General features: G+C 67.1%; 10 protein-coding genes. 9 read left to right on the forward strand and 1 reads right to left on the reverse strand.

What is annotated here, in order from left to right; genetic code table 11:
* Nucleotides 1–26 precede the first annotated feature (26 nt).
* From serB to ACIBJI_RS39390, 7 genes are all read left to right on the forward strand, one after another.
* Nucleotides 27–1,250: a phosphoserine phosphatase SerB gene (gene serB / locus ACIBJI_RS39360; protein ID WP_364360059.1), complete on the forward strand. Its 1,224-nt coding sequence runs from the start codon at nt 27–29 to the stop codon at nt 1,248–1,250.
* A 168-nt stretch (nt 1,251–1,418) separates the two neighbouring features.
* On the forward strand, nt 1,419–2,219 hold the full coding sequence (locus ACIBJI_RS39365; protein WP_397088129.1) for a peptidyl-tRNA hydrolase: 801 nt from the start codon (nt 1,419–1,421) through the stop codon (nt 2,217–2,219).
* Between the two features lie 173 nt (nt 2,220–2,392).
* Nucleotides 2,393–3,226: an ABC transporter ATP-binding protein gene (locus ACIBJI_RS39370; protein WP_364360086.1), complete on the forward strand. Its 834-nt coding sequence runs from the start codon at nt 2,393–2,395 to the stop codon at nt 3,224–3,226.
* A gap of 208 nt (nt 3,227–3,434) precedes the next feature.
* Complete coding sequence (locus ACIBJI_RS39375) at nt 3,435–4,262, forward strand: NUDIX hydrolase (protein ID WP_364360065.1); 828 nt, start codon at nt 3,435–3,437, stop codon at nt 4,260–4,262.
* Nucleotides 4,263–4,280: 18 nt separating this feature from the next.
* Nucleotides 4,281–5,057, forward strand: a complete 777-nt coding sequence (locus ACIBJI_RS39380; RefSeq protein WP_364360068.1) for an enoyl-CoA hydratase-related protein — start codon at nt 4,281–4,283, stop codon at nt 5,055–5,057.
* 736 nt (nt 5,058–5,793) lie between these two features.
* Complete coding sequence (locus ACIBJI_RS39385; RefSeq protein ID WP_364360071.1) at nt 5,794–6,771, forward strand: methyltransferase domain-containing protein; 978 nt, start codon at nt 5,794–5,796, stop codon at nt 6,769–6,771.
* Entirely contained in the window at nt 6,771–7,931 is a 1,161-nt protein-coding gene (locus ACIBJI_RS39390; RefSeq protein ID WP_364360074.1) for a class I SAM-dependent methyltransferase, read from the forward strand. The genes ACIBJI_RS39385 and ACIBJI_RS39390 overlap by 1 nt, the downstream gene beginning before the upstream one ends.
* 169 nt (nt 7,932–8,100) lie before the next feature.
* Here ACIBJI_RS39390 and ACIBJI_RS39395 read toward each other — a convergent pair whose 3' ends face one another.
* Entirely contained in the window at nt 8,101–9,552 is a 1,452-nt protein-coding gene (locus ACIBJI_RS39395) for a PQQ-binding-like beta-propeller repeat protein (protein ID WP_364360077.1), read from the reverse strand.
* A 118-nt stretch (nt 9,553–9,670) separates the two neighbouring features.
* Between ACIBJI_RS39395 and ACIBJI_RS39400 the strand changes: the two genes are divergently transcribed.
* Together ACIBJI_RS39400 and ACIBJI_RS39405 are read left to right on the forward strand one after the other, a co-directional pair.
* Complete coding sequence (locus ACIBJI_RS39400) at nt 9,671–10,420, forward strand: acyltransferase (protein WP_364360080.1); 750 nt, start codon at nt 9,671–9,673, stop codon at nt 10,418–10,420.
* Between the two features lie 97 nt (nt 10,421–10,517).
* On the forward strand, nt 10,518–11,063 hold the full coding sequence (locus tag ACIBJI_RS39405) for a DUF1697 domain-containing protein (RefSeq protein WP_364360083.1): 546 nt from the start codon (nt 10,518–10,520) through the stop codon (nt 11,061–11,063).
* The last annotated feature ends 89 nt before the right edge of the window (nt 11,064–11,152 follow it).

Below are 11,152 nucleotides of genomic sequence, written 5' to 3' on the forward strand. Positions count from 1 at the left end.
CAAACAACTAACTTGGAGCACCTCAGTTGGCCGACACCACCGTCCTCGTCACCGTCACCGGACCCGACCGGCCCGGTGTGACCTCCGTGCTGCTCGCGGCGATGTCGCGGCATCACGTGAGCCTGCTGGATGTGGAGCAGGTCGTCATCCGTGGCCGACTGACCCTCGGTGTGCTGGTCACCTGCCCGAGCGATCCTGAGGCGCTGCAGGACGAGCTCGAAGAGGCGATGAATACCGTCGGCATGCATGTCGACGTCGAGGTCGACGCCCAGATCGGCAGACAGCCGATGTCCACGCACGCGGTGGTCATCCTCGGCGCACCGGTGACCGCGCGCGCATTCAGTTCGGTCTCCCGCCAGCTCGCCGCGCTCGGCGCCAATATCGACACCATCCGCGGCATTGCCGACTATCCGGTGACCGGCATGGAACTCCTGGTCACCGCGACCGATACCGGACCCGATTCCGATGCCCGGCTGCGCACGGCGCTGGCCGAGGTCGCGGTCGCCGAACAGGTGGACGTCGCGGTGGAGCGGGCCGGACTGGCCCGCCGAGGCAAGCGGCTCATCGTCTTCGATGTCGATTCCACCCTGATCCAGGGCGAGGTGATCGAGATGCTCGCCGCGCACGCCGGGGTGGAGGATCAGGTCCGCGAGGTCACCGAGGCGGCCATGCGCGGCGAAATCGACTTCGCCGAATCGCTGCGCCAGCGGGTCGCGACGCTCGAGGGGCTGGACGAATCTGTGATCGAGGAGGTCGCCGACCGGATCGAGCTGACCCCGGGTGCACGTACCACCATTCGGACCTTGCGCCGCATCGGATTCCGCTGCGGTGTGGTGTCGGGCGGCTTCCGTCAGGTGATCGAACCGCTCGCGCACGAACTGGAATTGGACTTCGTGCAGGCGAATACGCTCGAGGTCGTGGATGGCAAGCTGACCGGCCGGGTGGTCGGGGAAATCGTCGACCGTGCCTTCAAGGCCACCGCGCTGCGCAAGTTCGCCGCGGAGGCGGGGGTGCCGATGGAGCAGACCGTGGCGGTCGGCGACGGCGCCAACGACATCGACATGCTCAATGCGGCCGGGCTCGGTGTCGCCTTCAACGCGAAGCCCGCGTTGCGCGAGGTTGCCGATGCGGCTCTCTCGCACCCCTACCTGGACGCCGTCCTGTTCATCCTCGGCGTGACCCGCGACGAGGTGGAGGCTGCCGATGCCCGCGACGGCGGAATACGTCGCGTGCCGCTCGTCGGAAGCTGACTCACGTCCGGCGAATATCTCCGGAGTTTGTGGTGCGGAAGTCGCTCCAGACGGTTCGGTGGTACAGGACTCCAGCGGGAATGCGGCGGGCGTCCCGAAGCTTGCACTCGAGTGCGACCTGACGTGGGAGTCGCGGCCGCGCAGCATGTTGACGATCGAGGTGGAGTGATGTCGAGTATCCCGGAGAGCACCGCCGGATTCCGGGACGGTGGTACAGCGGAGCCCGAATTGTCAACGGGTGTCGAGGGTTTCCGCGCTCGACACGCGGAGCTTGCGCGCGGTTACGGTGGTCTCGGCGATCCCGAGGATCCCGCCCTGGTGCAGGCCATGCAGATGGTGCTGCACATTCCGAAGGTCGATCCGCCGCGACGCAGCGCGCTGCTGGAGGCCGCGGCTGCGGCCACGGTGGCACTGTGCCTGGATGAGCGGGTCGGGCCCGAGGGAACGTGGGAGCAGCGGTTCCTGGCCTGGAAGCGATCCCGGATCCGCAAGGTGGCACGGCGGGCGCGCGGTGCGCAGTGGCTGGCCGCCGATGAGGTCGACGGGGTGACCGTCGAGGTGGACGGTGCGCAGGCGCGGGCCTTCGTGCCGGGGCCGGTCGGTGAGGTCGATCCGCGGATCAGGCGGCTGCAGATCAATGGCACCGATCTCGAACACGACGATCCCGGACCCGCCGATCCCGACCTGCCGGTGCTGTGGGTGAATGCGAAGCTCGGCATGACGCTCGGCAAGGCCGCGGCGCAGGTCGGTCACGCCAGCATGTTGCTCGCCGGTGGGCTTACCGCGGAGGAGGCGCTGCGGTGGTCGCAGCGCGAGTTCCGATGCGCGGTGCGCGAATCCGGACCGCAGCGGTGGGCGTCGCTGTGCGAGCAGGTGTCTCGCGGACAGGCCGTCGCGGTTCGTGACGCCGGTTTCACCGAGGTCGCGCCGGGTTCGATAACTGTGATCGCGGTACCGGGACAATCGTGATTGCCTGCTGGCACTGATCGTCGCGCGGATGTTCCGTTGCACCGATGAGTCCCCTGAAAATCCGCCGGGAGCGGTGCGCCCACCGGCCGCGGCGGTCTGTCGTCGCGGCCGAATGGCCACGTCGTGGCTACCGGCATGGGTCGGTCGTACGAACAGCGCGCATTTGGGCCAAGATGGAGCCCGTGCCGCAACCGGATCCCGATCTGCTCATTGATTTCACCGACGTGACCATCCGACGCTCGGGTCACACCCTCGTCGGCCCGGTCACCTGGCAGGTCGAGCTCGACGAACGCTGGGTGGTCCTCGGACCCAATGGCGCGGGCAAGACCTCGCTGCTCCGCATGGCCGCCGCCGAAGTGCATCCGACCTCGGGCATTGCCCATCTGCTCGGTGAAGTCATCGGCAAAACCGATGTCAGCGAGCTACGACCGCGCATCGGCTGGTCCTCGGCCGCGGTGGCCAGCCGGATTCCGCGCGACGAGAAGGTCAGCGATCTGGTGGTCTCCGCCGGGTACGCGGTCCTCGGCCGCTGGCGCGAGCGTTACGACGATGTCGATACCGACCGCGCCATCGATATGCTCGAAAGTCTCGGAGCCGAACATCTTTCCGATCGCACTTACGGAACGTTGTCCGAGGGGGAGCGCAAGCGGGTGCTGATCGCCCGCGCGATGATGACCGATCCGGAGTTGCTGTTGCTCGACGAGCCCGCCGCCGGGCTCGATCTGGGCGGTCGCGAGGAGTTGGTGGAACGTCTCGGCGATCTGGCATCGGATCCCGATTCCCCCGCCATGGTCCTGGTGACCCACCACGTCGAGGAGATTCCGCCGGGCTTCACCCATGGCCTGCTGCTGAACGAGGGCGCGGTTGTCGCACAGGGTTTGCTGCCGGATGTGCTGACCGCCGAGAACCTGAGTGAGGCCTTCAGTCAGTCGATCGCGCTGGATCGCGTCGACGGTCGGTACTTCGCTCGGCGCGCGCGTCGCTTGGGGCGGCACCGTTCACGCTGACATCGTACGAGTGATCTGGATTACGCCGTAAAACAAGCACGCGTTAGGGTGCAAGAGTGAGCGGGCGTGAACAAGCAACCGAGCGCGCAATCGCGCATGACGGAGCCGAGCGTGGGCGAGGTACGGTCGTGAGCGGGCGTCAGCGAGTGAGCCGTCAACATAATGCGCGATCGCGTATGACGGCGCCGGATGTCAGCGCGGCGCGGTCATGAGCGAGACGAACGCGCAGCAGCCGATTCCGTCGCTGAGGGACGCGTCGACGGTGATGTTGGTGCGTGACGGTGTCACCGGTCCCGAGGTATTCCTGCAGCGCCGGGTCGGGGCAATGGCCTTCGCCGCCGGTATGACCGTTTTCCCTGGCGGCGGTGTCGATCCGTCCGACGGCACTGCCGATATCGAATGGGCCGGACCCGAACCCGCTTGGTGGGCCGCGAAATTCGGCACCACCGAACCGAGGGCCAAGGCGCTGGTGGCCGCCGCCGTGCGCGAAACCTTCGAGGAATGCGGTGTGCTGCTGGCCGGGCCGACCGGCGAAACCATCGTCTCCGATACCACCGGCTACCACGATGCCCGTGCTCGGCTGGAGCGGCGTGAGGTCTCGCTTGCGGCCTTCCTCGCCGAGGAGAAGCTGGTGCTGCGCGCGGATCTGCTGCGGCCGTGGGCGAATTGGATCACTCCGGTGATCGAGCCGCGGCGCTATGACACCCGGTTCTTCGTCGCGGTCCTGCCGCAGGGACAACTCGCCGACGGTGCCACCTCCGAGGCGGCCGAGGTGCAATGGCGCACCGCGGCGGAGGCGCTCGAGCGTTGGCGCGCGGGCAGCGACGTGCTGTTGCCGCCGACCTGGTCGCAGCTCGATGCCATTGCCGAATTCGCTTCCACCGCGGAGATTCTGGCCGTCGACCGGGTGATCGAACCGATCATGCCGGTGCTCACCGGTGACAACGGGCGGCAGGTGCTCGAATTCCCGGAAAACCAGCGCTACTTCGCCGGATTGCCGGATACCAGCAGGCTCCGGGGATCCGCGCGTCCGTGAGGCAGTAGGTTTCCTGCCATGGCCGAATTCGTGACCCTGGAGTTGCCCGAGGATCCCGCCGTCCGCGGCGTTGCCGTCCTCCGGATCGACCGTCCGCCGCTGAACTTGCTGAATGCGCAGCTGGTTCGGGAGGTGGCCGAGGCGGCGGCGGTTGTCGCCGCGCGGCCTGGGGTCGCGGCATTGGTCGTCTACGGCGACGAGCGGGTCTTCTGCGCGGGCGATGACCTCGCCGAACTTTCTGAGCTCGGCCCGGATCAGGCCGAAGCCATGGCCGCCGATTTGCAGGCGGCACTGGCCTGCCTTGCCAAGGTGCCCCAGCCCACCGTCGCCGCGATAAGTGGCTACTGCCTCGGTGGTGGTCTGGAACTCGCCCTCGCCGCCGACCGCCGCATCATCGGCGACAACGTCAAACTCGGCCTGCCGCAAATCAAAGCGGGCCTCATCCCCCTCGCGGGCATCCGCCGCCTGTCACTACTGATCGGCCCCGGCCCCGCCAAAGACCTCGTCTATACCGGGCGCTTCGTCGAGGCCGAAGAGGCCATGAGCCTCGGCCTGGTCGACGAGGTCGTCGCCCCTGACGACGTCTACACCACCGCGATGCACTGGGCCCAACAGTTCACCGACGGCCCCGCCCGCGCCCTCGCCGCCGCCAAGGCCGTCTTCGAGGCAGGCCCCCACGGCCTCGACCGCGCCCGCACCGAATGGGCTGCCCTCTTCACCACCGAGGACCGCCGCATCGGCACGGAGTCCTACCTGGCCGACGGCCCAGGCTCGGCAACTTTCGTCGGGCGCTGACGGGGGCCAGCGCGCCCAGCGCGATCGGTCGATACGACGGCACGGGCACCGCGAACCTGGCCGATTGCCCGGGTTCGACCGCATTCGTCAGTGCGGACGGGCTCGATCGCGCCGAGTTGGGATCGGTCGATACAGCGGCGGCGGCCGAGTCGAACCCGGCCCGACGGTTGCGGAGGCATTCGTTGAGCGCTCCAGAGCACTTCCAGGCGGGCTGGACGGGTATGTTCCGTGCTCTGGCTGGACTGATGGATGCGATGGCATAGGCGCCGAGTCGGCTGGCCGACGGTTGCGGTGCGGTGGCATTCGTCGGATTCTGAGGCGATTCGCCAGTTGGGCTGAACGGGCTTGATCGCGCCCCAGATGGACCGGCAGGTGCAGTGGCATCGACATATCCGCTGATTGTTCGGTGCTTTTCGTTACTGGGCGGTAGTGCGGGATCTGCGCTGCTGCGATCGGTCGGTCGGATTCGGGCGATCCGAGCGCCGACAGGGACCGTAAATAGGAACATGTTCCTGCGAGGTGTGGCGTGTGACTTCCGCGGCACTCGATGATCGTGAGTCCCGCTCGAGCCCCTGGTTGCTGGCCGCATCAGGGGCGCGCGGCGGTGCGTGGGTAGATCACCGGGTAGGTTCAGAACCAGAACGAGTCTCGGGGGACATGACGGCAATCCGAAATTAGGTCCTACTCACTGGTCCGCTGCACACGTGCGGCGCGGGGTTGGCTAGGCTTGCCCACCATGACGGTCCACCCCGATGACCCGGCGCCGAACCCGCATGCCACCGAGGCCGAGGTCGAAGCAGCGCTGAAGGATACGAAGCTCGCCCAGGTGCTCTATCACGACTGGGAAGCCGAGACCTATGACGACAAATGGTCGATTTCCTATGACGAGCGCTGTATCGACTATGCCCGCGGCCGGTTCGACGCCGCGGTCGGCCCCGCGCCGCTGCCGTACGAGCGTGCGCTGGAACTGGGCTGTGGCACCGGCTTCTTCCTGCTGAACCTCATGCAGGGTGGCGTCGCGAAGTCCGGTTCGGTCACCGACCTCTCGCCGGGCATGGTGAAGGTCGCACTGCGCAATGCCGAGAACCTCGGGCTCGATGTCGACGGCCGGGTCGCCGACGCCGAGACCATCCCGTACGAGGACGACACCTTCGATCTCGTCGTCGGCCACGCGGTGCTGCACCACATCCCGGATGTGGAACTGGCGCTCAAGGAGTGCCTGCGTGTGCTGAAGCCGGGCGGGCGTTTCGTCTTCGCCGGTGAACCGACCACCGCGGGCAACTTCTACGCCCGCTGGCTCGGCCGCATCACCTGGAAGGCCACCACCACCGTGACCAAGCTGCCCGCACTGTCGGGTTGGCGGCGGCCGCAAGCTGAACTGGACGAGTCCTCACGCGCCGCGGCGCTGGAGGCGGTCGTCGACCTGCACACCTTCGATCCGAGCGACCTCGAGGCCATGGCCCGGCGGGCCGGTGCGACCGACGTCAAGGCGAGCACCGAGGAGTTCGCGGCGGCGCTGTGGGGCTGGCCGGTGCGCACCTTCGAGGCGGCCGTGCCGGACGAGAAGCTCACCATGGGCTACCGGATGGCCATGTACCGCGCGTGGCTGCGGCTGAGTTGGTTGGACGAGAACATCATGCGCCGGGTGGTGCCGCGCCAGTTCTTCTACAACGCCATGATCACCGGCGTGAAGCCGGGCGCCGCCGCCAAGTAGTGGGTTACCGCTTCGGCCGCGAGGATGTCGTCTTCCTCGGTAGTGCGGCGGGTAGCGCCGCGTTGGCCGAGGTGGATCGGCTGGAGCTGACTCCCGCGACGCACCTGCGCGATCTGGAGCGGGTGCGTCGCGAATTCGGCGAGCGGTCGGGCGCTCTCGTGGAAACGGTGCGCCTGCGCCGTCGCGCCACGGCCAAACTCGTCGATACCGAGCAGTGGCTGTTCACCGACGACGCGCTGCAACAGGCGACCCCGACGCTGGTGGCACGCCACCGCGCCGACCGGCTGTCCGGGTGCGCCGTACACGATGTCACCTGCTCGATCGGTGCGGAACTGGCCGAGCTGAGCCGCACCTGCCCCTCGGTACTCGGCAGCGACCTCGATGACGTGCGTCTATCGATGGCCGCGCACAACCTCGCCGCCTCCCGAAATGTCCTGCTGGCCAAGGCCGATGCCCTGATCCCGTGCAGCACCGGCACTGTAGTCATCGCTGATCCGGCCCGGCGCGCGGACGGCCGCCGCACCCACGATCCGGCGAAACTGCAACCGCCGCTGCCGGATCTGCTCGCCGCCTATCCCGGTCGCGACCTGGCCGTAAAGTGCGCTCCCGGATTGGATTTCGACCGCCTCGACTGGTCCGGTGAAATCGAGATCGTCTCCCTCGATGGTGCGGTCCGCGAGGCCTGCCTGTGGTCGGCCGGGCTGTCCGAACCCGGCGTCACCCGCCGCGCCACCGTCCTCACCTCCCGCGGCGGATCCGTCGCCTACACCGACACAGACCCGGACGAGATTCCCGACCAGCCGCCCGGCGAATGGATCATCGACCCCGACGGCGCCATCGTGCGCGCGGGCCTGGTTCGCCACTACGCCGCGAAACACGGCCTCTGGCAACTGGATCCGAATATCGCCTACCTCACCGGTAACAACGTCCCCGACGGTGTCCGTGGCTTCCGCATCGAGGACCGCCTGGAACTCCGGGAAAAGACCCTCCGCCAAGAGTTGGCCCGCCGCGACTGCGGCTCCCTGGAAATCCTGATCCGCGGCGTCGATATCGACCCCGACGCCCTCCGCAAACGCCTGAAACTACGCGGCACCAAGCCCTATACCCTCGTCCTCACCCGAATCGCCCGCACCGCCGCCGCCTTCCTCTGCACCACCTGATCCCAGCCACCCACAGCTCCGTCGACTCGCCGGCGCCCTACCCACGTTCGCTGGAGTCGAGAATGCAATGCTTAAGGCTCGCTCTCGACGTTTGCCGACATCAGCGTGTGGTGATCGACTGTCCAGCTCGTTATCCGAGGTGTCGTACGCGGGCGGGCGGGTGGAGTGGTTACCGGTCTGGTTTGAAGACGAAGACCTCGCCGATGCGGGTGGCGAGGACTACCTCGCCCTTGGGGCCGATGGACGTGCCGGTGGTGGTGCCCTTGGCATTCGGAAGTGCGTCGGAGTCGACGGTGGCGCCGGTCTTGGTATCGAAGGTGATCAGGTTGATGCCGTCGCCGATGGCGGCGGCGGTATAGCCGGTATCGCCCGCGGTCTGGACGGGGGTGCCGCGCAGCGTGAGATCCTTACGCTCCCAGACGATTTCGGCGGCGTCGCCGTTATCGCGCAGGGCGAGCAGGTGGCCGTCGTCACCGGACGGGATGATCAGGCCGTCGCTGGAGACCGAAATGCCGCCGCGCGGAGCCCAATCCAGCGGCTGCACCCATTTGGTGCGACCGTCGGCGGCGTCAACGGCGATCAGACGCTTGGAGTTGTCGCCGACGTAGACGGTGTGGCCGTCGGCGGACAGCGTCGGGCTGGTCGCGCTGCCCTCGGTGAGCAGGTCCGCGCTCCATTCCTGCTGAATCTTATTGTCGGCGTAGCGCAATGCGACGAGTGCGGCGATCGGCTTGCCCGGCTCCCACAGCGTGACGAAGAAGCGGCCGCTGGACACCTCGATCGGCGAGATATTGGCGACCGGGCACTGCGGTCCGCCGATCGCGCAGTCGTCGAGACCCTGACCGGACGTGGGGCGGGTGAGATCCGGGTACTCCAGGAAATCGGGGTCGCCGAGCAGTTGGGTGGTGCTGACGACGCGCTCACCGGTCTGGCGGCTCAGCACATCTATCTGACCGGACTGGGTGACCGTCAGGATGTTCCCGTCGCCGGTGAATTGCGCCGAAACCGGCACGCCCGCAACGGGCGTCCGCCAGCGCGGCTGTCCGATGGAGTTGAAGGCACTGACCCCGCTGTCGTCACCGACGTAGACATTGGTCCCGCTGTCGACCACCGAGGGCGCGGAGATCGCATTCGGTCCCAGCGCGTTGCAGAAGCGCTTGCGGCCGGTCAGCATCTGCAGCGAGAGGATGGCGCAGTTGTTGGGCGCCGACGTGGTGAGGAACATTTGCCCGTCCGGGCCGATCGTCAAGGGTTCCTCGACCGGTCCACCGACGGGTCGTGACCAGCCCAGCGATAGTTTGCGCGAGCCGGTGACCGGGCTTACGCCACTGTTGCGGCCGTCGTTGTGCGCGGTGGTCCAGCCCTTGCCGGATCCGACGGTGATGTCGTCGACGTCGGTACCGCAGCCCGTCAATACCAGGGCGCCGATGGCCGCCACCGCCCCCAGTCGGGACAGGGTCAGCCCGCGCGCCGGATTGGCCAGTACGCCGCCGCTTCGCACCTGCTGCACTCCTGTCGTCGTGGACGTGACCGAAAGCGTGTCGACCCCGGTACGTGCACCACCCGAGTCGGGGTTGCCCGCGTGGAGGTTCGCCGCCGCCGTCGGCGGCGCAGCGATCACTGTACGGGAGGGTCGGCCGACGTTGTACGGGTCCCGGCCGTGTTTTCCGACCGGATAAGCTCTAGCCGTCGCGACCGGGACGGTCGCCATGTCAAGGACCACGACAGGAGATGAGTTCGTGACGAGCATGTGGGGCGCACCGTTGCGCTCGCGGTGGCGCGGCTCGCGCCGCCGGGATCCGCAGCAAGCGCGATTTCTGACGCTGGCGTCGCTGCGCTGGGTGCTCGCGAACAAGGCGTACACGCCTTGGTATCTGGTGCGGTACTACCGGCTGTTCAAATTCAAGGCGGCCAATCCACATATCGTGCTGCGCGGCATGGTCTTCCTCGGCAAGCGCGTCGAGATCCACGCGACCCCCGAACTGAGCCGGATGGAGATCGGCCGCTGGGTGCATATCGGCGACGGTAATGCCATTCGCTGCCATGAGGGTTCGCTGCGCATCGGCGACAAGGTCGTCTTCGGCAAGGACAATGTGGTCAACACCTACCTCGATATCGAGATCGGTGAATCCACGCTGGTCGCGGACTGGTGCTACATCTGCGACTTCGACCATCGCATGGACGACATCAATATGCCGATCAAGGATCAGGGCATCGTCAAGAGCCCGGTCCGTATCGGTCCGGACACTTGGATCGCCGCAAAGGTGACCGTGCTGCGCGAAACCCGCGTCGGCCGCGGCTGTGTGCTCGGCGCGCATGCGGTGGTCAAAGGCGAGATTCCGGACTACAGCATCGCCGTCGGCGCGCCCGCCAAGGTCGTCAAGAATCGCAAGGCGACCTGGGAGGCCGGTGCCGAGGAGCGCGCCAAATACATTGCCGCGCTGGAAGATATCGAGCGCAAGAAGAACGGCGCCACCCAGTCGGCGTAAGCGCGACCGAGCCCCGGGATCCGGAATGGACCCGGGGCTCACGCTATCTCGGCCGAGTATGCCGGTATGCGTCGGTGGCAGTCGGTACGGTCACGGCATGAACAGGTACGCGGCGCTGTTGCGCGGGATCATGCCGACGAACCCCAATATGAAGGGGGAGAAGCTGCGCGGGGTGTTCGAGGGGCTGGGATTCGAGCAGGTCGCCACGGTATTGGCCAGCGGCAATGTGGTCTTCCGAACCGCGGATACCGATATCGCGAAGTTGGAAGCCCGCGTCCAGGACGCGCTGAACAGCGAACTCGGAATTCCGGGCGGCACCATCGTGCGCACCTACGACGAACTGCGCGACCTGCTCGACACCGATCCGTTTCCGGGCCTGACCCATGGCCGCGGCACATATCTCACCGCGACCTTCCTCAAACAGGCCCCACCGAACGTCGCCGGAGAGCTACGCAAACACACTGAAGCCGGCGTCCGGATCATCGGCTACGACGCCGCCGCCCGGGTCGTCCTCGCGGTCATCGACAACACCGAACCCCGCACCCCGAACTTCATGGCCTGGATGGAGAAGACCTACAGCAAGGAAATCACCACCCGCACCTGGCTCACCATCCAGAAGATCGTCAAGAAGATGGAGAGCTAGGTCGTGTTTCGAAAGTCGGGTCACCGTAGCCACAGGTCGATGGCGGCGATGTGGACGGTAGCCAGGAAGCGGACGGCGAGTTTGTCGTA

This window comes from Nocardia sp. NPDC050408 (assembly GCF_044458905.1).
GTDB lineage: Bacteria > Actinomycetota > Actinomycetes > Mycobacteriales > Mycobacteriaceae > Nocardia.